This window comes from Brevibacterium sediminis, from assembly GCF_024895295.1.
GTDB lineage: Bacteria > Actinomycetota > Actinomycetes > Actinomycetales > Brevibacteriaceae > Brevibacterium > Brevibacterium sediminis.
Map to the genome: position 1 here is coordinate 353,760 of NZ_JAHQRN010000001.1, position 21,394 is coordinate 375,153.

17 protein-coding genes are annotated in these 21,394 nt (G+C 63.4%); 13 read left to right on the top strand and 4 right to left on the bottom strand.

The genetic code is table 11. The features are described 5' to 3' along the window. Positions 1-10: 10 nt before the first annotated feature. Together pdxR and KTJ89_RS01665 are read left to right on the top strand one after the other, a co-directional pair. Positions 11-1,405, top strand: coding sequence for a MocR-like pyridoxine biosynthesis transcription factor PdxR (gene pdxR / locus KTJ89_RS01660; protein WP_259356705.1), 1,395 nt, complete (start codon positions 11-13; stop codon positions 1,403-1,405). Continuing rightward, positions 1,402-1,791, top strand: coding sequence for a hypothetical protein (locus tag KTJ89_RS01665; RefSeq protein WP_172169086.1), 390 nt, complete (start codon positions 1,402-1,404; stop codon positions 1,789-1,791). The genes pdxR and KTJ89_RS01665 overlap by 4 nt, the downstream gene beginning before the upstream one ends. 183 nt (positions 1,792-1,974) lie before the next feature. Here the strand turns inward: KTJ89_RS01665 and KTJ89_RS01670 are convergent, their stop codons facing one another. The 3 genes from KTJ89_RS01670 to KTJ89_RS01680 all read right to left on the bottom strand — a co-directional run bounded on the left by KTJ89_RS01670 (position 1,975) and on the right by KTJ89_RS01680 (position 5,412). After that, the gene (locus KTJ89_RS01670) at positions 1,975-2,619 is read right to left on the bottom strand and encodes a 4'-phosphopantetheinyl transferase family protein (RefSeq protein WP_259356706.1); all 645 of its coding nucleotides are present in this window, start codon (positions 2,617-2,619) and stop codon (positions 1,975-1,977) included. 3 nt (positions 2,620-2,622) lie between these two features. Further along, entirely contained in the window at positions 2,623-3,081 is a 459-nt protein-coding gene (locus KTJ89_RS01675) for a LapA family protein (RefSeq protein WP_139466917.1), read from the bottom strand. Positions 3,082-3,183: 102 nt separating this feature from the next. Continuing rightward, the gene (locus KTJ89_RS01680) at positions 3,184-5,412 is read right to left on the bottom strand and encodes an NADP-dependent isocitrate dehydrogenase (RefSeq protein ID WP_259356707.1); all 2,229 of its coding nucleotides are present in this window, start codon (positions 5,410-5,412) and stop codon (positions 3,184-3,186) included. Between the two features lie 157 nt (positions 5,413-5,569). Between KTJ89_RS01680 and KTJ89_RS01685 the strand changes: the two genes are divergently transcribed. The 4 genes from KTJ89_RS01685 (at position 5,570) to KTJ89_RS01700 (ending at position 8,942) form a co-directional block, all read left to right on the top strand. Further along, a complete protein-coding gene (locus tag KTJ89_RS01685; RefSeq protein WP_139907616.1) occupies positions 5,570-6,211 on the top strand; it encodes a thymidine kinase in 642 nt (213 codons plus the stop codon). Between the two features lie 96 nt (positions 6,212-6,307). Then, the gene (locus KTJ89_RS01690) at positions 6,308-7,087 is read left to right on the top strand and encodes an alpha/beta fold hydrolase (RefSeq protein WP_139907619.1); all 780 of its coding nucleotides are present in this window, start codon (positions 6,308-6,310) and stop codon (positions 7,085-7,087) included. Positions 7,088-7,169: 82 nt separating this feature from the next. After that, positions 7,170-8,240 carry an NADH:flavin oxidoreductase/NADH oxidase gene (locus KTJ89_RS01695; protein ID WP_259356708.1) on the top strand — a complete coding sequence of 357 codons (1,071 nt, stop codon included), beginning with the start codon at positions 7,170-7,172 and terminating at the stop codon, positions 8,238-8,240. 48 nt (positions 8,241-8,288) lie between these two features. Then, positions 8,289-8,942 (top strand): MBL fold metallo-hydrolase, encoded by a 654-nt coding sequence (locus KTJ89_RS01700; RefSeq protein WP_259356709.1) that lies wholly within the window; start codon positions 8,289-8,291, stop codon positions 8,940-8,942. 2 nt (positions 8,943-8,944) lie between these two features. Here KTJ89_RS01700 and KTJ89_RS01705 read toward each other — a convergent pair whose 3' ends face one another. Then, on the bottom strand, positions 8,945-9,529 hold the full coding sequence (locus KTJ89_RS01705) for a hypothetical protein (protein WP_259356710.1): 585 nt from the start codon (positions 9,527-9,529) through the stop codon (positions 8,945-8,947). 259 nt (positions 9,530-9,788) lie between these two features. On the opposite strand from KTJ89_RS01705, the gene KTJ89_RS01710 reads away from it, so the two are divergent. The 7 genes from KTJ89_RS01710 (at position 9,789) to KTJ89_RS01740 (ending at position 21,391) form a co-directional block, all read left to right on the top strand. Next, positions 9,789-11,594 (top strand): ABC transporter family substrate-binding protein, encoded by a 1,806-nt coding sequence (locus KTJ89_RS01710; RefSeq protein ID WP_139466923.1) that lies wholly within the window; start codon positions 9,789-9,791, stop codon positions 11,592-11,594. Between the two features lie 104 nt (positions 11,595-11,698). Further along, positions 11,699-13,243: an ABC transporter permease gene (locus KTJ89_RS01715; protein ID WP_139907628.1), complete on the top strand. Its 1,545-nt coding sequence runs from the start codon at positions 11,699-11,701 to the stop codon at positions 13,241-13,243. Continuing rightward, positions 13,240-14,271 (top strand): ABC transporter permease, encoded by a 1,032-nt coding sequence (locus tag KTJ89_RS01720; RefSeq protein ID WP_139466925.1) that lies wholly within the window; start codon positions 13,240-13,242, stop codon positions 14,269-14,271. The genes KTJ89_RS01715 and KTJ89_RS01720 overlap by 4 nt, the downstream gene beginning before the upstream one ends. Next, the gene (locus KTJ89_RS01725) at positions 14,271-16,193 is read left to right on the top strand and encodes an ABC transporter ATP-binding protein (RefSeq protein WP_259356711.1); all 1,923 of its coding nucleotides are present in this window, start codon (positions 14,271-14,273) and stop codon (positions 16,191-16,193) included. The genes KTJ89_RS01720 and KTJ89_RS01725 overlap by 1 nt, the downstream gene beginning before the upstream one ends. A 106-nt stretch (positions 16,194-16,299) precedes the next feature. Continuing rightward, on the top strand, positions 16,300-18,210 hold the full coding sequence (gene typA / locus KTJ89_RS01730) for a translational GTPase TypA (RefSeq protein WP_139466927.1): 1,911 nt from the start codon (positions 16,300-16,302) through the stop codon (positions 18,208-18,210). A 52-nt stretch (positions 18,211-18,262) separates the two neighbouring features. Further along, positions 18,263-19,582 carry a PIG-L family deacetylase gene (locus tag KTJ89_RS01735; RefSeq protein ID WP_259356712.1) on the top strand — a complete coding sequence of 440 codons (1,320 nt, stop codon included), beginning with the start codon at positions 18,263-18,265 and terminating at the stop codon, positions 19,580-19,582. Positions 19,583-19,630: 48 nt separating this feature from the next. Then, the gene (locus tag KTJ89_RS01740) at positions 19,631-21,391 is read left to right on the top strand and encodes a VanW family protein (RefSeq protein ID WP_259356713.1); all 1,761 of its coding nucleotides are present in this window, start codon (positions 19,631-19,633) and stop codon (positions 21,389-21,391) included. Positions 21,392-21,394 lie beyond the last annotated feature (3 nt).

The following is a 21,394-nucleotide window of genomic DNA, read 5'->3' on the forward strand; positions in this document are numbered from 1 at the left end:
TGATCGACTGATGGTCACGAAGTCACAGAACGGCACTCAGGCCGAGGGCATCGCTCTGCCGGTGAACGTCGACAAAGGTCTGTCGACTCCGCTGCCGGATCAGCTCACTCAGGAGCTGCGTCGTCTGATTTCGGAGGGGACTCTGCGGCCGGGGGATGCTGTGCCTTCGAGCCGTCGGTTGGCCAAGCATCTCGGAATCTCTCGCGGCAGTGTGGAGACCGCCTATGCGCAGCTTGCCGTGGAAGGATTCCTCATCGCCGCCGAGCGTTCGGCCACGCGGATCAATCCCGACCTGCCCGCCGCCTCGACGACGGTGCGTCCCAAGCGCCGAGTTCCGGACTCGCCGAGGCGGCGCCTGCGCAACTATGTCGACCTGCGCCCGGGGTTCGGCGGTGACGATCCTCTGCGCGAACCGGCCTTTCGTCGGGCATGGAGGGAATCACTCGACCTCGACCCGGGCCCGATCGACCCCTTGGGCCAGCCCCGTGCTCGGTGGGCGATCGCCGACTATCTGCGGCTGACTCGTGGGATGGCCGTCGACCCCGACGAGATCATCCTCACCAGCGGGTCTCGCGATGGTCTGCGCCTGCTGCTGAGCCTCGGCGTCTCCGGATCCATCGCCGTGGAGAATCCCGGTTTCCCGGGTCTGCGCCAGGCGATGACCGACCAGCAGCTTGTGCCCTTGGACTTGGTCGGCTCCTCGCCGGCACGGGCCGATGTGGCTGCGGCCGTCGTGACACCGAATCACCAGTTCCCGCACGGAACACCGATGCCGGTCGACCAGCGTGCCCGCCTGCTGGACTGGGCTGCTCGAGGAAACGTTCTCATCGTCGAGGACGACTACGACAGTGAGGCCCGCTTCACCCGCACAGTGCTGCCGACCCTCTTCGACCTCGCATCATCGACCGGCAGCAGCGCGCAGGTCGTCCACATCGGCACCTTCTCTGCCCTGCTGACCTCGGCCGTATCGACCGGATACGTCATCGCTCGCGGACCGATCTCGGAGGAGCTCATGAGTCTGCGCGCGGCACTCGGCCCGGCCTACTCGCCGATTCTGCAGATGGCCATCGCCTCCTACCTCGGCTCCGGTGGGCTGCGTCGCCGCATCTCCCGGGGACGGCGGCGACTCCGGGCCGCCGAGGAGGTCGTGTCCGAGATCGGCCCGATCCCCGGTCTCGTCCACGAGGGACGCACCCTCGTCATCGAAACGTCTCAGGCCCGGGCCGAAAGCCTCCTGAGGGAGCTTGCCGAGCGCGGCATCCTCGTCGCCTCGTTGGCTCGCGGCTGGACCGGTGGCGACGAGATTCGACACGGTCTGGTCATCGCCCATTCGAACGTCGAGGCCCCTGAGCTGCGGGAGGCCTTGGGGGCGGTGAAGTCCCTGTTGAGTAGGATTCAGTCATGAGGAATTCCGGATTTGCAGTCGACGGCATCATCAAGCTGCTGCTGGCCGTGCTCGGCTTCATCTTCATCGGCGGGCTCGAGGACTTCTTCCTCGCCCCACGCTGGTTGGTCGTCACCGCGCTGGTGCTGCTCTTCCTCAGCGCTGCCACCCAGATCTCCTATGCCGTGACCAAGGGGGAGAAGCGCTACCTGAAGTTCCCGATGGTCTTCGACGCGCTTCTCATCGTCGCGGTCGTCGTCGGCCTCATCCTCGCCGCTGCGAGCAACCCTGCCGGCGCCTGGGTCCTCTTCGGATTGGTCGGAGTGGGCTCGTTGGGCATCGCCGTGGTCTTCACGACCGGCGAGAACGGCCCGTCGTTCAGCGAAGACGAGCCGCAGAACCCCTGACCGCTGTCGCACGCCGCCCTACGTCGATGAAGCGTTCCCGCACGGCGCTTTCCGTCGATCAAGCGTTGGCGCGCGCCGCTCTCCGTCGATCAAGCGCCGGCGCACATTTGTGGACGCCTACCGGCACATATCTGCTGTAGGCCTTGATCGGCGGAGAATTCTCGCTGTGGTGCGACGGTGCGCTCAGCGGTTGAAGGCGATGGCCGCGATATGGCCGTCGGGAATACCGGCCTCGAGATCGTGGATGTCGACATCGGGATGCGGTGAGTTCGGTTCCGGTCCGGCACCGATGTAGTCGAGACCCGGATCGCGAGCCAGGCCCGTGCTCAGTGCCTTGAGGAAAGCTTCGGTGCGTGCCCACACACGGACGAAGCCGGCGGCGAAGTCGTCATCGGGAAGCGCTTCGAGTTCTGCGCGTTCTCTCTCATGGAGCAGCTGCATCGCCTCCAGTGCGACATCTCGCTCGGGGATCGCTTCGATGTCGAGTCCGACCGGGTCGTCGGCGACGGCGACGAGGACGAGGCGACGAGACCTCGACACGGAGAATTCGCACTCGTCGTGACGTGGTTTGCCCGCCGAGTCGAGGCGGATCTCGATCGCGGCGGGGTCCTGACCCAGATGCGCTCCGAGCACATGGCGGAGGACGACCCGGCCGGCAGACCAGGTGGCGGCCGCCTCGGCGTCGAATTCCTTCGCATAGTTGCGTTCCTGCTCGGTGAGCACGGAATCGTCATCCCGAGCCCACGCCGCTTCGGCCGAGGTATCGGCGAGGACGAGGCTGACGGGCAGCTCGGTAGGCAGTTCGGTGAAGCTGGGGTGGTGCGCCATCGATCAGCGGCCCAGGGCCTTGTTGATCTTCTTCAGCTTGCGGTTGAGCACGAAGATCCGCACCGAACCGATGATTCCGGCGATGAGGATGCCGCCGATCGCAGCGAAGAGCATCGCCACTCCCAGGGGCAGTTCGAACTGCCAGCCGAAGTACTTGAACTCGGCCGGGACATTGTTCTGCAGAATGAAGATGAGCAGCAGGACGACGATGAGGGCGCCGAGGATGAGGGAGACCCACATTCCCGCCGACATTCCGGATCCGGCCTTCGTCGACGGCAGTTCACCGGTGTGTCCCGTCGGAGGCTGGGTCTGCTCATGCCGCTCCTGCGGGGACATCTCTCGGGTCTTGTCCACCGCAGCGGTCTCGCCCGTCGCGGGAGTATCGCTGCCGAGGACTGAATCGGTTTCGGCCAGGAGCTCTTCGGGCGTCTGCGAATCGCCACGCGGGTCTTGAGTACTCATGCGCCCCATCATAACTGCTGATGGGGCGCATAAGTCAGGTTTGCAGAAAGAGTCCCGGCAACCGCTGCCGGGACTCTTTCCTAAGGGGAGTCGATCAGTTGATCAGACGGTCTTGCTCAGCGAGGAGATGATCTCATTGAGCGTGGCCGAAGGGCGCATGGCGGCTTCGGTCTTCGCATCGTTCGGGTAGTAGTAGCCACCCAGGTCGACCGGGCTGCCCTGAACCTCGAGGAGCTCGGCCACGATGGCGTCCTCCTTCTCAGCCAGTGCCTTCGCCACGGGGGAGATGGCCTCGGCCAGAGCTTCGTCCGCGGTCTGCTCGGCCAGCTGCTGCGCCCAGTACAGGGTGAGGTAGAAGTGGCTGCCGCGGTTGTCGATCTCGCCGACCTTGCGCGACGGCGACTTGTTCTCCTCGAGGAACTTGCCGGTCGCGGCGTCGAGGGTGTCGGCCAGGACGCCGGCCCGCTCGTTTCCGTGGACGTTGAACTCGTGGCGGAAGGACTCTGCCAGGGCAAGGAACTCACCGAGGGAGTCCCAGCGCAGGTGGTTCTCCTCGATGAGCTGCTGAACGTGCTTCGGAGCCGAGCCGCCGGCACCGGTCTCGAACAGTCCGCCGCCCGCGATGAGCGGAACGACGGAGAGCATCTTCGCCGAGGTGCCGAGCTCGAGTATCGGGAACAGGTCGGTGTTGTAGTCACGGAGGACGTTGCCGGTCACCGAGATGGTGTCCTTGCCCTCGCGTATGCGGTCGATGGAGAACTGAGTGGCCTCCACCGGGTTCATGATGCGGATGTCCAGGCCCTCGGTGTCATGGTCCTTGAGGTATTCCTCGACCTTCGACGTGATGTTGCGGTCGTGGGCGCGGGTCTCGTCGAGCCAGAACACGGCCGGAGTCTCGGACAGGCGGGCACGGGTGACGGCAAGCTTGACCCAGTCGCGGACGGGGATGTCCTTCGTCTGGCAGGCACGCCAGATGTCACCGGCAGCAACCTCGTGGCTCATGAGCACATCGCCGGCGGAGTTGACGACCTCGACGGTTCCGGCCTCCGGGATCTCGAAGGTCTTGTCGTGGCTGCCGTACTCTTCGGCCTTCTGCGCCATGAGACCGACGTTGGGAACGGTGCCCATGGTCCGCGGGTCGAAGGCGCCCTTGGCCTGGCAGTCCTCGATGACGGTCTGGTAGACGCCGGCATAGGAGGAGTCGGGGATGACGGCCAGGGTGTCCTGGGTCTGGTCGTCCTTGTTCCACATCTTGCCGCCGACGCGGATCATCGCCGGCATAGAGGCATCGACGATGACATCGGAGGGCACGTGGAGGTTCGTGATGCCCTTGTGCGAGTTGACCATGGCCAGGTCGGGCCCGTCGGCCAGACCCTTCTCGATTCCGGCTTTGACTCCGGCAGCCGCCTCGGCAGGCAGGGTGTCGAGCCCGGCGAGGATGGCGGCCAGTCCGTTGTCGGAGGTCAGTCCCGCCTCGGCGAGGACGTCACCGTACTCGGCGAAGACGTCGGGGAAGAAAGCTTCGATGACCTTGCCGAAGAGGATGGGGTCGGAGACCTTCATCATCGTGGCCTTGAGGTGGACGGAGAAGAGGACGTCGTCGGCCTTGGCCGCGGCGATCTGGTCCTTGACGAATTCGTCGAGGGCGGCGGCGTTCATCTTCGTCGAATCGACGATCTCGCCGGCCAGGACGGGCAGGGACTCCTTGAGGACCTTCGTCTCTCCCGCAGCGGTGCGCAGGCGGATCGACAGGGTGTCATCGGCCTCGATGATCACGGACTTCTCGTTGTCGCGGAAGTCGTCCGAGCCCATGGTGGCGACGCGGGTCTTCGAGTCCTTGGACCATTCGCCCATCGAATGCGGGTGGGCCTTGGCGAAGTTCTTCACTGCCTGCGGAGCGCGACGGTCGGAGTTGCCCTCACGCAGCACCGGGTTGACGGCCGAACCCTTGACCTTGTCGTAGCGTGCCCGAACGTCCTTCTCCTCATCGGTCGAAGGCTCTTCCGGGTAGGCGGGCAGGTCGTAGCCCTGGGACTGCAGTTCGGTGATCGTCGCCTTCAGCTGCGGGACGGAAGCCGAGATGTTGGGCAGCTTGATGATGTTGGCATCGGGGGTCTTGGCGAGATCGCCCAGCTCCGCGAGTGCGTCGCCGACCTGCTGTTCCTCAGGCAGACGGTCGTTGAACTGGGCCAGCACGCGTGCGGCGAGAGAGATGTCCCTGGTCTCAACCTCGACACCGGCCGACGTGGCGAAGGCTTCGATGATCGGCTTGAGCGAATACGTCGCCAGAAGCGGCGCTTCATCCGTGCGCGTGTAAATGATTTTAGCCATAGTTAAGGACCACTCCGCATCTTCTTGGGGTTTATCGCCCTCCATCCTACCTTCTGGGCCATTTCGGTAGGCGGCCCCGGCCGATGATGGTGCTCACATCCCCAGGTGGCACCCGGTAGTCTTCTGTGTCGGCACGGACAACAGAAAGAGGACGACAGTGGCCAAACTCTACTTCCGGTACGGGGCGATGAATTCCGGCAAGTCGACCGCTCTTCTGCAAGCGGCCTTCAACTACGAGGAACGCGGCCAGCGCGTTCTGCTGGCCAAGCCGCTGATCGACACCAAAGGCGCATCGCAGATCGTGTCCCGATTGGGCGTCACCCGTGAGGTCGACTTCGTCATCCCCGCCGACGGTGACGTGGAGCGGATCTATGCCGAACATGCCGACTACGTCGACCACGATGCCCTCATCGAATCCATCGACGCCCCGAAGATCCCGGTCGCGTGCCTGCTCATCGACGAAGCGCAGTTCCTCAGCCCCGTCCAAGTGGATTCGCTCATGCGGATCGCCACCACCGCCTCGGTGCCGGTGATGTGCTACGGAATCCGCACAGACTTCCAGACGAAGGCATTCCCCGGTTCAGCGCGACTGCTCGAGATCGCCCACACCCTCGAGGAACTCAAGACGATCTGCCGCTGCGGCCGCAAGGCGATGTTCAACGGCCGCCTCGTCGACGGACAGTTCATCTTCGACGGCGATCAGGTCGCCATCGACGGCAATTCCGTGACCTATGAGTCACTGTGCCCGAGCTGTTATCTCGAGTACTCCGGCGGTAGGCTGTCAACGACAGACTCCTGACCGATCCCGACACAGCTTCCCCGTCGAATCCAGCTCATCGACGACCGTCGTATCCAGTCGAAATCCGTTCGCACTTTCAGTTCTCAAGGAGCCTCCATGCGCATCGCCGTTCGTGCCTTCAACGACAATCCCGGTTCTCCCGTCCTCGTCTTCGGCAACGCTTTGGGCACTCGGATGCCTTTGTGGACCTCCGTGGCCGCGCGTCTGGCCGACGATTTCCAGATCTATCTCACCGACCTTCCCGGACATACCCTTCCCGCCGGCGATTCCCTCGCCGAGGCGGCCGCCCCGCTGACAGTCGAAGCGCTGGCTTCCGGCGTCGTCGAGTCCCTCGCCGAGCTCGGGGTGGAGTCCTTCACCTACTGCGGAGTCTCGATCTCCGGCGGCATCGGTCTGACCCTGGCGCTCAACCACCCCGATTCGCTGACCGGGCTCGTCGCCTGTGCGACGGCCGAGAAGTTCGGCACTCCGGAATCCTGGGACGAACGCATCGGCGAAGTCCGCGCCGACGGCACCAAGGGACTTGTCGATGACACCGCCGACCGGTGGTTCGCGGCCGGGTTCCTCGGCGAGGACATCGCCACCGGCCACCTCATCCTGTCCGACCTCGCCCTGGTCGATGACGAGGCCTACATCGCGGCCGCCTCGGCGCTGAAGACCTACGATCTGAGTGGGAAGCTCGGCTCGATCGCCACCCCGACGCTCGTCATCGCCGGCGCCCAGGATTCCGGCTGCACTCCCGAAGCGATGTCGGAGATGGCCGAACAGATCGAAGGTTCGCACTTCGCCACGATCCCGGACTCCGCTCACTTGCCGATGGTCGAACACCCTGAGATCGTCGTCGATCACATCCAGGAGTTCTGCGGCCAGCTCTAGAGTGGAGCGGACCGCGGCATCTTCGCCGTTCCGGTATTCGGGACCGGTGTCTGAGTCCGAGCGGAACTGGCAGACTGATGTCATGACTGAGCTGTTCGAACCGCTGACACTGCGCGGAACCGAGATCCCCAATCGCATCTGGCTGGCACCGATGTGCCAGTATTCCTGCGAAGCCGAAGACGGAATGCCCGGCCCCTGGCATCTCGTCCACCTCGGTGCCCGGGCGCAGGGCGGATTCGGGCTCATCCTCACCGAAGCCTCCGCAGTCGTCCCCGAAGGTCGAATCTCACCACAGGACGCCGGAATCTGGAACGACGACCAGGCAGAGTCATGGTCGGCCGTCGTCGACTTCGTCCACTCCCAGGGCAGCATCATCGGCATTCAGCTCGCCCATGCCGGCCGCAAGGCCAGCACCTATCGTCCTTTCACCGGTGAACCGAAGGGCAGCGTCCCCGAGTCCGAGGGCGGATGGCCGACGTTCGGCGCCAGCTCCATCGCCTATCCGCAGCTGGCCGAGCCCGTGGAGATGACGAAGGACGACATCGCCGAGGTGGTCGCCGCCTTCGCGGCCGCTGCCCGACGTTCGATCGATGCCGGGTTCGACCTCGTCGAGCTCCACGCAGCCCACGGCTATCTGCTCCATTCCTTCCTGTCCCCGCTGTCGAACCAGCGCAGCGACGAATACGGCGGCAATCTCGCCGGTCGGTCCCGACTGCTCCACGAGGTCTATGCGGCCGTCCGCGCCGAGGTCGGTGAGGATGTGCCGGTGTTCGTACGCATCTCGGCCAGCGAATGGACCGACGGCGGATTCGACATCGCCGAAGCCGCCGAGGTCAGCCGTGCGCTGTCGGAGGCCGGAGTCGACCTCATCGACGTCTCCTCGGGCGGCAACTATCCGGTGCGGATCCCCATCGGTCCCGGATACCAGGTGTCGCTGGCCGCCGCGATCCGCGCCGAGGGCGTGCCGACCGGAGCCGTCGGACTCATCACCGATCCGAAGCAGGCCGAGACCATCCTCAGCACGGGACAGGCCGATGCGATCTTCATGGCCCGAGCAGCCCTGCGCGAACCTTCCTGGCCGCAGCGGGCCGCCCATGTCCTCGGAGCCGAACCCGGACCCTACCCTCCGCAGTACACCCGCGGAGCCTGGTGACCTGTCCCTGAACCTCGGAAGCATCAGCACAGATTGAGGAGTTTGGAAATGCACACGATCGAAACCGAGCACGTCATCATCCGCTCTATCGCGGTCTCCGAGATGGCGAACAACGTCTATCTGCTCACCGCCAAAGAGACCGGCTCCCAGGTGCTCATCGACGCCGCCGACGACGCCGAGGCGATCACCGATCTCATCGACTCGGGAGCCCAGGACACCGACGCGGAACCCATGCTGCGAGCGATCATCACCACACACCAGCACTGGGATCATATTCGGGCACTGCCGGCCACCTCGGCGAACTATCCGGAGGCGATGACGATCGCCGGTGCCGCGGACGCGGCCGCCATCACCGAGGCGGAAGGAGTGGAGATCGCGCACTCTGTCGATCACCTCGATGTCGGGGACTTCGGCGGATTCGTCCTCCAAGCCATCGCACTGCGCGGGCACACTCCCGGCTCGATCGCACTGCTTCTGCGCGACGGCGGTCAGACGATCCTGTTCTCCGGTGACTCGCTGTTTCCGGGCGGGCCGGGCAAGACCTGGTCGGCGGAGGACTTCACCTCACTCATGGACGACCTCGAGGAGCGGGTATTCGGCGAACTTCCGGACGAGACTCTCGTCCTGCCCGGACACGGGGACTCGACCACCCTGGGCGAGGAACGTCCGAAACTGGGGGAGTGGCGCGAACGCGGCTGGTGACCTCAGCTCGGCAGTGCCGCGAAGCCGAAGAGTGCCCAGACGATGGCGAGGAGACCCACGGAGATGATGCCGATGTTCCATCTCGTCTCGATGACACGCTGCCCTCCGGGGTTGGCGAGTTCTGCGTCGCTGAGCGACGAATAGCGCTCGAGCACTGTGTCGACGGCCAGGCTCGGATTCTCGACGAGCCGGCGTATATCGTGCTCGTCCTTCTCCCACTTCTTGCCCTTGCCGGCCAGCGGCCATGAGGCGAACTTCTTCTCATGGGTGCGCACGCTCAGACCGAAGTGGGTCTCGAAGCCGTCGACGAGGTTCCACGGGATCGTCACGGTCTGCAGCGGATTGACCAAGATGAGCTGCTGTCTGTGCAGCTCGACGCGGGGGAACCGGTAGAAGATGAAGACCAAGGTGCCGACGGCCAGAGGGATGCCTGCGGCGGCCAGACCGCGCAGCGTGAAATCGCCGAAGAGGATTGAGAGCACGCCCAAGGCGCAGAGCCCGCCGACGATGAAGAACAGGGCCGTCGAACTCGTCGTCCGCACGACGGTCGGCTTGGTCTCATTGCGATCTATCTCACTGTCAGCCACCTGATCATCCTATCCATTGAGACTGAACAAAAGTTGTCTGTTCCCTTGGTTTCGAAACGGTAACGATTCCGAAATTTGCTCATTATGTGGACTCCGTCACAGTCGCCGGTGAATTAACTTTGTTGCAATCCATGTGAAAAACATGAACGCGGTCACATGCGCTTCGGTCTCTGCCGAAATGCTTCACGTGACCGGAATGCACTCCGGCTTTGGGGTGCAAGAACGAGGGTGACTCGCCCTAGAACAACAAGGAGAGAACGTGAACAAGCGCTTCCTCGCGGCTGGTGCCTCTGTGGCTGCCGCTGCAATGGTGCTCACCGCCTGCACACCCCCTGGCGGAGGCGATGACGACGAAGCATCGAAGGACACCGCCATCAATATCGGTTGGAACGAATCGTTCCGGTCGATGAATACGCTGACCGCCAACGGCAATGCAACCTCGAACGCCATTCTCACCTACATGATGAATGACAACTTCGGGTACTACGATGGTGACCTCGAAGTTCAGGACGGAGCCCTCGGCAAGGTCGAACAGGTTTCCGAAGACCCGCTCAAGGTCAAGTACACATTCAATGATGATGCCAAGTGGTCCGACGGCACCCCCGTCGACGCCGCCGACCTGGCGCTGACCTGGGCCGGCACATCGGCGAACTTCAACACCGTCGAAGCCAACAACAACGACGACGGAACGGTGAAGAAGAACGACGCGAAGACCGTCTACTTCGATTCCTCGACCGCCGGTTCGGCTCTGATCAAGAAGTTCCCCGAGATCTCCGACGACGGCAAGGAGATCACCCTCGAATACTCCAAGCCCTTCGCCGACTGGCAGACCGAATTCGGCACTGGTGCCGACGGCGTCGGTGTGCCCGCTCATATCGTGGCGAAGAAGGCTCTCGGGATCGACGATGCCGAGAAGGGCAAGGAGGCCATCCTCAAGGCCATCAAGGACAAGGACACCGAGAAGCTGTCGAAGATCTCGAACACCTGGAACACCGGGTTCGACTTCACTTCGATGCCGAAGGACGAGGACCTGCTGGTCCACAACGGTCCGTACAAGATGACGAAGTTCGAGGAGGGACAGTATGTCACCCTCGAGCTCGACGACAAGTACACCGGTCCGGTGAAGCCGAAGGTCAAGACAGTCACGGTCCGCTACAACGGCGACCCGATGGCGATGATCCAGGCGATCGAGAACGGTGAGGTCGATATGACTCAGCCGCAGGCGACCGCTGACGTCCTCTCCGCCGCCGAGAAGATCGACGGAGTCAATGTCGATGCCGCCGATGGTGCGACGTATGAGCACGTCGACTTCACCTTCGACAACAAGGGTCCCTTCGATCCTGCTGCCAACGGCGGCGACGAGGAGAAGGCGAAGAAGGTCCGTCAGGCGTTCCTCAAGGCTCTGCCGCGTGAGGACATCGTCGAGAAGATCATCAAGCCCCTCAACGACAAAGCCGTCACCCGTGATTCCTACTCGCAGGTGCCGGGCTCGCCGATGTACGACGCGATCACCAAGGTCAACGGCGTCGCCGATGCCGCAGATGGTGACGTCGAGGCCGCGAAGAAGCTGCTCAAGGAAGCCGGAGTGGACTCCCCGACCGTGCGTGTCATGTACGACAACACGAACTCGCGTCGTCAGCAGGAGTTCCAGCTGATCAAGGAATCGGCTGAGAAAGCCGGCTTCAAGATCAAGGACGTCGGAGATGTCAACTGGGGCACCCGCCTCGGTGACGGCACCTACGATGTTTCGCTGTTCGGTTGGCAGTCCGAGGGCACCGGCGTGTCCGAGAACGATGCGAACTTCCGCTACGGTGCGCAGAACAACTACGGCGGCTACAAGAGCGAGAAGATGAACAAGATCCTCGACAAGCTTCTCGTGTCAAAGGAAGAGGAGCAGCAGGATCTCCTCATCGACATGGAGAAGCAGCTGACCGAAGATGCCTTCGGTGCGCCGATCTTCCAGTTCCCCGAACTGACGATCTACCGTGACAGCGTGAAGAACGTGAAGTCGACCGCTGTGTCGCCGACGATGTTCTGGAACTACTGGGAGTGGGAAGTCAACTGATCCGCGACTGACGCGATCGGTTCTTCTCCACTCAAGCCTTCTGTGGGGATCACTGTGTGGTCCCCACAGCGGCGTTTTCGGAAGATTGAAACGGAACTCCCATCATGATCAGATTCATCCTCCGACGATTGCTGTCGACAGCGCTCGTGCTCCTCGTCGTCACCTTCGTCCTCTACTTGCTCCTCAACGTCGCGCTCGACTTCTTCTGGGACCTGCGCGCGAGCACATCACCGAACATCGAAGCTCTCTACGAGTCGCGTCGACGTCTCCTCGACCTCGACACTCCGGCCATCGTCCGGTATTTCAAGTGGTTGGCAGGAGTCGGCGGCTGCGCCATCGGCCAATGTGACTTCGGCATCGCCTGGAAGTCGGGTCAGGAAGTCACCGAACAGCTGCAGGGCGCGATCGTCAACACGATCAAGCTCATCACCGCCTCGACGATCGTGGCCATCATCCTCGGCATCGCCGTCGGCATGATCTCGGCCATCCGCCAGTACTCGGGCTTCGACTACTTCATCACCTTCGTCTCGTTCCTCCTCTACTCGCTGCCCGTCTTCTGGGTGGCGGTGCTGCTCAAGCAGTACGGAGCGATCGACATCAACAACTTCATCAACGATCCGACCTTGGAATCCTGGTGGCCGATCATCATCGGCTGTGTGGCCATGGGGCTGTTCTGGATGGGTGCGCTCGGCGGCAGCGCGAAGCGTCGCGTGATCACCTTCGTCGCCGCAGCGGTCATCACCTTCGGCACCATCTACTACATCCTCGCCAGCGGCTGGATGCAGCACCCGACGATCGGCCTCCTTGGCGTGGTCGTCATCGGCGCCGGTGCGGCCATCGTCATGACGTACCTGTCGACGGGCCTGAAGAACCGCCGCGTGCTCTATGCCACACTCATCACGGTGGCCGTCGGCGCGCTGCTCTACTGGCCGCTGATGAACCTCTTCTACTACGTCGACATGAACTGGCTGTGGATGTTCGGGCTCTTCATCGTTGCGATCGCCGTCGCCGTCGGCATCGGTCTGGCATTCCGAGGCCCGGATCCCTGGGATACCGCGCGCACGACGAGCTTCACGGCCATCATCGTGGCAGTGCTCATCTTCGCCGACCGTGTGCTGCAGGGCTGGCAGGAGTATTCGGACGACCCGGCCATCAACAATCGTCCGATCGCGACGATCGGTGCATCGGCGCCGAATATCGACGGCGACTTCTGGATCACGAACCTCGACTCGTTCACTCACCTGCTGCTGCCGTCGATCGCTCTCGTCCTCATCTCCTTCGCCTCGTACACCCGCTATACCCGCGGTTCGATGCTCGAGGTCCTGGGCCAGGACTACATCCGCACGGCACGAGCCAAAGGTCTCAACGAACGTACGGTGATCATGCGGCACGCTATGCGCAATGCGCTGCTGCCATTGGCCTCGGTCGTTCCCGTCGACATCATCACAATGATCGGCGGTGCCGTCATCACGGAGACGATCTTCGGCTGGAACGGCATGGGCAAGCTCTTCATCGATTCGCTGAGACAGGCAGAGCTCGACCCGGTCATGGCCTACATCCTGATCACAGGCCTGCTCGCTATCATCGCCAACCTGGTCGCGGACTTCCTCTATGCCGTCCTCGACCCGAGAATCCGAGTGAACGCATGAGTACTGACAACGACAAACAGAACGCTCTCGCCCTCGACGAAGTCGGGGACAATGCGATCGAGTCGAAGGAAACCGAAGGTCTTTCCCAGGGCAAGATCGTCCTGCGCAAATTCCTCCGTCACAAAGGCGCGATGATCTCCATCGTCGTCCTTGTGCTCGTGGCCATCTTCGCCTTCAGCGCACAGGGATTTGCGGGAATCCCCGGTTGGTGGAAATTCAGTCATACGGCGTCCGGGCCCGTGGTCAACCCCGGCGGAGCCCCGACCTGGTCGTTTGCGAACTTCTTCTCACTCGGTGATCATCCCTTCGGTCAGGATGAGATCGGTCGTGACAACTTCTCCCGAGTGATGAAAGGGACACAGATCTCTCTCGTCGTCATGTTCATCATCGGCATCGTCTGCCTGATCATCGGCACGGTCGTCGGTGCTGTTGCGGGCTACTACCGCGGTTGGGTCGATTCGGTGCTCATGCGCATCACCGACGGTTTCGTCATCCTGCCGGTCATCGTGGTCGGATCGATCCTCGGTGTGCTCGTCGGCGGAGCGAACGGCCCGCTGCTCGGTGTGGCGCTGGGCTGCATCCTCTGGGTGGGTCTTGCACGTCTCGTCCGCGGTGACTTCATGTCGCTGCGCGAACGGGAGTTCGTCGATTCGGCCCGCGTGGCCGGGGCCAGCGATTTCCGGATCATGTTCAAGCACATGCTGCCCAATGCCATGGGCGTCATCATCGTCAACACGACGCTGATCATGAGTCAGGCGATCGTGCTCGAAGCCTCGCTGAGCTACCTCGGCTTCGGCATCAAACCGCCCGGCATCTCGTTGGGACAGCTCATCAGCGAATACCAGACCTCCTTCGCCACTCGTCCGTGGCTGTTCTGGTGGCCCGGCTTGTTCATCATCGTCATCGCTCTGTGTGTGAACTTCATCGGCGACGGTCTGCGCGACGCGTTCGACCCGCGGATGAAGACCATCCCGAGTTGGAGGAAGATGAAGAAGGCCGAGCGCATGGCACAGAAAGAGGCGAAGTGATGGCTGAGAAGAAAGCAGAGGCCCAGCGGAAGACGGGCTCCCCGATCCTCGAGGTCAATGACCTTGGAGTCCAGTTCTGGGTCAGCGACGAATGGTGGATGGCCGCCGAACACCTCGACTACACGGTCAATGCCGGCGAGGTTCTTGCGATCGTCGGCGAGTCCGGCTCCGGAAAGTCGCAGTCGAGCATGTCACTGCTCGGCCTCCTGCCGAGCAACGGCCGTGCGACCGGCTCAGCGAAGCTCAATGGGCGCGAACTCATCGGCATGCCTCCGGAGAAGATGCAGGCCGTGCGCGGCAACGACATCTCCGTGATCTTCCAGGAGCCGATGACTGCGCTCAACCCGGTCTACACCGCGGGGTACCAGATCGTGGAGACGCTGCGCGTCCACCTCGACATCGGTCCCAGTGAGGCGAAGCAACGGGCTCTCGAGCTCATGCGGCTGGTGGAGATCCCTGATCCGGAGGATCGGTTCCATTCGTTCCCGCACCAGCTCTCCGGCGGTCAGCGTCAGCGCATCATGATCGCGCAGGCTCTGGCCTGTCAGCCGAAGCTGCTCATCGCCGATGAGCCGACCACGGCGCTCGACGTCACGGTGCAGGCCGAGATCCTCAAGCTCATGCGCGAACTGAAGTCGAAGCTCGATGCGGGCATCATCCTCATCACGCACGATATGGGCGTGGTGGCGGATATGGCCGATCGCATCATCGTCATGCGCGCCGGCAAGGTGGTCGAATCGGGTACCGCGGAGGAGATCTTCTACAACCCGCAGCATCCGTATACGAAGCAGCTCCTCGAGGCTGTTCCCCACCTCGGTGAGGGTACCGACAGCGAAGCATTCGGCGGCAGCATCGACGATGTCGAGGCCTCGCTGTCCGATATCACTTCCGATCAGGCCTCGCACGCCGATGACCCGGTCGGCGCACCGGACTCCGCCGTAGGTGGCGACGGTCTCTCCGAGGCCGGGGCTGCCGATATGGCCGTGGCCGAGGCTCGCGCTCAGGTGACCGCGCAGGACCGTCCCGATATTGAGATGGACTCCACGGAGACGTACTACCATCCAGGTTCGCAGGCGGACTTCTCGAAGCCCTCTGCCCTGCAGCTGCGTGACGCCGCGATCGAGTACCCCGCAATCGGACGGAAGAAGGCCTTCCGCGCCGCTCATCACATCAATCTCATGATCGCCCCCGGCGAAGTCGTGGGCCTGGTGGGGGAGTCGGGGTCGGGCAAGACCACGATCGGGCGCGCCGCTCTCGGGCTGCTGCCCACCGTTGAAGGCGATATGGTCGTCAACGGCACGAGCATCAAGGGCCTGAGCAATAAGCAGATGAGGCCCCTGCGCAAGGAAGTCGGGATCGTGTTCCAGGATCCCGGTTCCTCGCTCAACCCGCGACTGCCGGTCGGAGAGTCGATCGGTGAGCCGCTCTACCTCCACGAGGGGATGAAAGGGCCGGAGCTGAGCAAGCGGGTCGAGGAGCTGCTGACCGCGGTCGAACTGCCGACTTCTATGCGCAACCGCTATCCGCATGAGCTCTCCGGAGGTCAGCGTCAGCGCATCGGCATCGCCCGTGCCCTGACCCTGCGCCCGAAGCTGCTCATCGCCGATGAGCCGACCTCGGCCCTCGACGTGTCCGTGCAGGCGAAGGTCCTCGACCTGTTCGAAGGTCTGCAGAAGGAATACGGCTTCGCGTGTCTGTTCATCAGCCACGACCTGGCCGTGGTCGAGCGCATCGCCGAGCGCATCGCGGTGATGCGCCACGGCTACCTCGTCGAGATCGGCAAGTCCTCACAGGTCGTGTCGAACCCCGTCCACCCGTACACACAGCGTCTGCTGTCTGCGGTTCCCGTTCCGGATCCGCAGGAGCAGCGCAAGCGTCGGGAGGCCAGGGACGCGGTTCTCGAGGCCACGATGAACGCCTGAGTCCGCCCAAGCTGACGGCCACCTGCACGCGAGAGCGTGCGGGTGGCCGTATAATTGTCTGTTGGGTCCGGGCTGGACCGATCTCTCTATCTCAAAAAGGTTCTTGATGACTGAAGCCATCACACGACGGGAAAACCGCCGAAACGTAGCAATCGTCGCACACGTCGACCACGGCAAGACCACGCTGGTCGACGCCATGCTCCGGCAGACCGGTGTGTTCAGCGAACACGGCGACTTCGCCGAACGCGTCATGGATTCAGGCGACCTCGAACGGGAGAAGGGCATCACCATTCTCGCGAAGAACACCTCCGTCCTCTACAACGGTCCCTCGGCCGGCGAGGACCCCATCGTCATCAACGTCATCGACACCCCCGGGCACGCCGACTTCGGTGGTGAGGTCGAGCGCGGACTGTCCATGGTCGACGGCGTCGTCCTCCTCGTCGACGCATCGGAAGGTCCTCTGCCGCAGACCCGCTTCGTCCTGCGCAAGACGCTGGCCGCGAAGCTGCCCGTCATCCTCGTGATCAACAAGACCGACCGTGCCGATGCCCGCATCGACGGCGTCGTCGAGGAAGCTCAGGACCTGCTCCTGGGTCTGGCCTCCGACCTCGCCGACGAAGTCCCCGACCTCGACGTCGACTCCGTCCTCGATGTGCCCGTCGTCTTCGCCGCCGCGAAGGCAGGTGCCGCCTCCCTCGAACAGCCCGCCGATGGAGCGGTCCCGGACAACCCCGACCTCGAACCGCTGTTCAAGACCATTCTCGAGACGATCCCGGCACCGGAGATCAACTCCGACGGCATCCTCCAGGCACATGTCACGAACCTCGACGCCTCGCCGTTCCTCGGCCGTCTGGCTCTGCTGCGCATCTTCGGCGGCACGTTGAAGAAGGGCCAGCAGGTCGCCTGGGCCCGCGGTGACGAGATCAGCTCGGTGAAGATCACCGAACTGCTCGAGACCCAGGGTCTCGACCGGGTGCCCGCCACGGAGGCCTCGGCCGGTGACATCGTCGCCGTCGCCGGCATTCCCGACATCATGATCGGTGACACGCTCACCGACATCAACAATCCGAAGCCGATGCCGGCGATCGTCATCGACGATCCGGCGATCTCGATGACCGTGGGTATCAACACCTCCCCGTTGGCCGGCCGTGAGAAGAACACGAAGGTCACCGCCCGCATGGTGAAGGACCGCCTCGACCAGGAGCTCGTCGGCAACGTCTCGCTCAAGGTCGTCCCGACCGAACGCCCCGACGCCTGGGAGGTCCAGGGTCGCGGTGAGCTGGCTCTGGCCATCCTCGTCGAGCAGATGCGCCGTGAAGGATTCGAACTCACGGTCGGCAAGCCTCAGGTTGTGACCAAACAGGTCGACGGCAAGGTCCATGAGCCCTTCGAAGAGCTCACGGTCGATGTGCCGGAGGACTACCTCGGCGCCGTGACCCAGCTGCTGGCTGCCCGCAAGGGTGTCATGTCGACCATGACGAACCACGGCACCGGCTGGGTGCGGATGGAGTTCAAGGTCCCCGCTCGCGGCCTCATCGGATTCCGCACTCGGTTCCTCACCGAGACTCGCGGCACCGGTATCGCGAACACGATCTCGGCCGGATACGGACCGTGGGCCGGCAACATCGAGTTCCGCATCAACGGATCTCTCGTGGCCGACCGCGCGGGAACAGTGACCCCGTACGCGATGATCAACCTGCAGGACCGCGGTACCTTCTTCGTCGAACCGACCTCCGAGGTCTACGAAGGCCAGATCGTGGGCGAGAACTCGCGCGCCGACGATATGGACGTCAACATCACGAAGGAGAAGAAGCTGACGAACATGCGTTCGGCTTCTGCCGACAGCTTCGAGAACCTCACGCCGCCGCGCAAGCTGACCCTCGAGGAGAGCCTCGAGTTCGCTCGTGAGGACGAGTGCGTCGAGGTCACCCCGGGTGCCATCCGCATCCGCAAGGTCGAACTCGATCAGAAGGAACGCGCAAAGCTCTACGCGAAGATGCGCCGCCAGAACGCCTGAGCCGGATTCCTTGATCCGGCAGCACCGAATGACCTCGAGCACCCAGGAACCAATGACTGTTACGCCACGCGTCCTCCTCGTGCACGCTCATCCCGACGATGAGACGATCACGACGGGCGGCACGATCGCCGAATTGGTCTCCGAGGGTGCCGAGGTCATGGTGCTCACAGCCACCCGCGGTGAGGGCGGCGAGGTCATCCCCGCAGAGCTGAAGCAGCTCGAGGGCGACCGGGCCGGTCTCGCCCGGGTCCGGGAGCAGGAGATCGCCGAGGCGATGCGTGCTCTCGGCGTGCGTATGCACACCTTCCTCGGCGGGACCACGCGCACCTTCGAGGATTCGGGAATGGAATGGGGACCGGACGGTCACGCTCGACCCGCGGCATCGATGACCGACAACGCTCTGTGCGAAGCCGACATCACGACCGTGGCCAGACACATCGCCGCCGTCATCGACGCCTTCGAACCGCATGCGATCATCACCTACGCCGCCAACGGGGGCTACGGTCACCCCGACCACGTGCGGGTGCACGAGGCCACGAACGCGGCAATCGACTTCGCCGAATGGCGGACCGGTCGACTGCTCTACGTCGACACCCCCACCGAGGTGGCCCGCCATTCGTTCGACCCGCACCAGGCAGGCTTCGCAGACACCGGATTCGCCCCCGCCGAGACGATCCCGGCCAAACCGCCTGTCGGTCAGATCGTCATCGACCAGGACGTCAGCGCGGTGCTGCCGGCGAAACGGGCAGCGTTGGAAGCCCACCGTACGCAGGTGAGTGTGTCAGGCGGTTTCTTCGCTCTGTCCAACGGTGTCGGCCAGAAGATCGGCGACCGCGAATACTTCTCGATCGGAGCCGGAGCGCCGATCCCGTCCGAGATCCTCAACGCCGGATCGGCCCCGCACGTGCTCACCGGCCTCGATGTCGCAGTGGTCGAAGCTCAGGAGAATACAGCGGTTCAGCCCCTGCGACGGCGACGCGCACCGCGGAAGCCGGGAATCTTCGCCTACCTCCACTCCGCTGTGCTCGGACTGCTCATCGCCTTCCTCGGCACCATGCAGCACCTCAACGTCACGGTGGTCAACCTCGGCGAGACCCCGATCATCCTGCCGTGGGGACTCGTGCTGGCCCTGGCTCTGGCCGCGGCGGGACTGTGGCACCTGAAGACGATGTATCGCAGCAGCGCCCCGATGCTGGTCGCCGCCGTGATCATCGCCGTACTGTCCTTCGTCTTCGGTCAGCCGAAGTGGCTGCCCGGCGCCGATATGATCGTTACCGGACTGCTGCGTTCAGTTGTGTGGCTGCTCGGACCGATGGTCCTGGCTGCTGTCTTCTCCTTCATCAACGTGCGCGGGCACGATCGCACTCGATAGACTCGTGCGAACCGCACCGAATCAGTCGTTATCGACACCCTCGGGAGAATGATGCCGACCAATACCCTGTCCGATGGAACCTCGAACGCAGGCGGGCCCGACCCGTCCGGCAGCGCTGTCCGGAAGAAGTCGGTCTGGCCCTTCATCCTCGTGGCCGTCGTCGTGCTGGCCGCCATCTATGTGGTGATCGGCTTCTTCAGCGGTCGTATGCTCGCACCGGGGACGACCGTGGCCGGAATCGACATCGGCGGCAAGTCCGCGACAGACGCCGAGAATACACTGCGCAACGACCTGCGAGATGACGCGGAAAAGGACATCGTCCTCAAAGCCGGAGAGCCGACGGCGAAGCTCGACCCGGAGAAGGCCGGAATCACCTTCGACTCGGAAGCGACAGTCGAGCGCCTCACCGGCTTCAGCCTCGACCCCACCGTCATCTGGGACCGCCTGTTCGGCGAAGACGAGGTCGATCCCGTCATCAAGGTCGACGAGGAGAAGTTCGACAAGGAAACCGCGAAGGTCACGGAATCCCTGGCCGTCGATCCCAAGGACGCCGAACTCGAGTTCGACAAGACCACACCGAAGGTCAAGGACGGCAAGAACGGCCAGACCGTCGAGACCGCCGCCGTGCGCACCGCCGTCGACGATCATTGGCTGCGCACCGAGGATGCTCTCCCGGTCAGTCCGAAGAGCGTCGATCCCGATATCACCACGTCCGAAGCCGAAGACATGGCCGACGGATTTGCGAAAGACGCCGTGAGCAAGGACCTCACGATCACGGCGAAGCCTGCGAAGGATGCGGACTCGGAGGTCAAGGGCGGTGACCTCACCGTGTCCCCGAAGACCGTCGCGAAGACTCTGACGTTCAAAGCCGAGGACTCGAAGCTCAAGCCTGTCTTCGATCAGGAGGCTTTGCAGAAGGCCGTGCTGGCCGCGAACAAGGACATCGGACGACCGGCCGAAGACGCGAGTTTCGAGATCAAGGACGGCAAGCCCGAGGTCGTGCCATCCCGCGATGGAATCGGGATCAAGGCCAAGGAACTGACCGCCGCGGTCACCGACGCCATCAACGGCAAGGAGGACAAGCCCACGGTCACTCTGGCCTCGGTCAAACCCGAGTTCACGACGAAGGACGCGAAGAAGGCCGATGTCTCCGACACCGTGTCCCACTTCTCCACCGGCTACAGCTCCGAACCCAACCGCGATACGAACCTGCGGGTGGCCGCGAAGAGGGTCTCCGGCACGGTTCTCAAGCCCGGTGAGCAGTTCTCCCTCAATGAAGCTCTGGGCCAGCGCACCGCCGCAAACGGCTACAAACCTGCCGGCGTGATCTCCGAAGGGCAGATGAAGGAAGACTACGGCGGCGGCGTCTCGCAGGTGTCGACGACCCTGTTCAATGCGGCGTTCTTCGCCGGCTTCGAACTCGACGAACACCAGGCGCATTCGCGCTATATCTCCCGCTACCCGGAGGGCCGCGAGTCGACCCTCGACTGGTCGTCGATCGATATGAAGTTCACGAACAACTCGAAGACTCCGGTCGTCCTCGACATGTACCTCAAAGACGGAGAGGTCCACGCGAAGGTCTTCGGCGTCAAGAAGTACGATGTGTCGGCCGACGCCTCGGACCGGTTCAACCACACGTCACCGGGGTCGGTCACCGAAAGCGGGCCTTCTTGCTCCCCGCAGTCGCCGAAGGGCGGCTGGTCGATCCGGATCACCCGGACCATGAAGGACATCGCTTCGGGCAAGACAACGAAGGACGGCTTCACCACGGTCTACCGGCCGGTGAACAAGGTCGAGTGCAAGGGCTGAGCC

Coding starts and splice junctions, on each gene's coding strand:
- KTJ89_RS01720 (WP_139466925.1), top strand. CDS start 13,240: ATGAGTACTGACAACGACAAACAGAACGCTCTCGCCCTCGACGAAGTC.
- KTJ89_RS01740 (WP_259356713.1), top strand. CDS start 19,631: ATGATGCCGACCAATACCCTGTCCGATGGAACCTCGAACGCAGGCGGG.
- KTJ89_RS01735 (WP_259356712.1), top strand. CDS start 18,263: ATGACTGTTACGCCACGCGTCCTCCTCGTGCACGCTCATCCCGACGAT.
- KTJ89_RS01725 (WP_259356711.1), top strand. CDS start 14,271: ATGGCTGAGAAGAAAGCAGAGGCCCAGCGGAAGACGGGCTCCCCGATC.
- KTJ89_RS01675 (WP_139466917.1), bottom strand. CDS start 3,081: ATGAGTACTCAAGACCCGCGTGGCGATTCGCAGACGCCCGAAGAGCTC.
- KTJ89_RS01680 (WP_259356707.1), bottom strand. CDS start 5,412: ATGGCTAAAATCATTTACACGCGCACGGATGAAGCGCCGCTTCTGGCG.
- KTJ89_RS01715 (WP_139907628.1), top strand. CDS start 11,699: ATGATCAGATTCATCCTCCGACGATTGCTGTCGACAGCGCTCGTGCTC.
- KTJ89_RS01670 (WP_259356706.1), bottom strand. CDS start 2,619: ATGGCGCACCACCCCAGCTTCACCGAACTGCCTACCGAGCTGCCCGTC.
- pdxR (WP_259356705.1), top strand. CDS start 11: ATGGTCACGAAGTCACAGAACGGCACTCAGGCCGAGGGCATCGCTCTG.
- KTJ89_RS01690 (WP_139907619.1), top strand. CDS start 6,308: ATGCGCATCGCCGTTCGTGCCTTCAACGACAATCCCGGTTCTCCCGTC.
- typA (WP_139466927.1), top strand. CDS start 16,300: ATGACTGAAGCCATCACACGACGGGAAAACCGCCGAAACGTAGCAATC.
- KTJ89_RS01700 (WP_259356709.1), top strand. CDS start 8,289: ATGCACACGATCGAAACCGAGCACGTCATCATCCGCTCTATCGCGGTC.
- KTJ89_RS01695 (WP_259356708.1), top strand. CDS start 7,170: ATGACTGAGCTGTTCGAACCGCTGACACTGCGCGGAACCGAGATCCCC.
- KTJ89_RS01665 (WP_172169086.1), top strand. CDS start 1,402: ATGAGGAATTCCGGATTTGCAGTCGACGGCATCATCAAGCTGCTGCTG.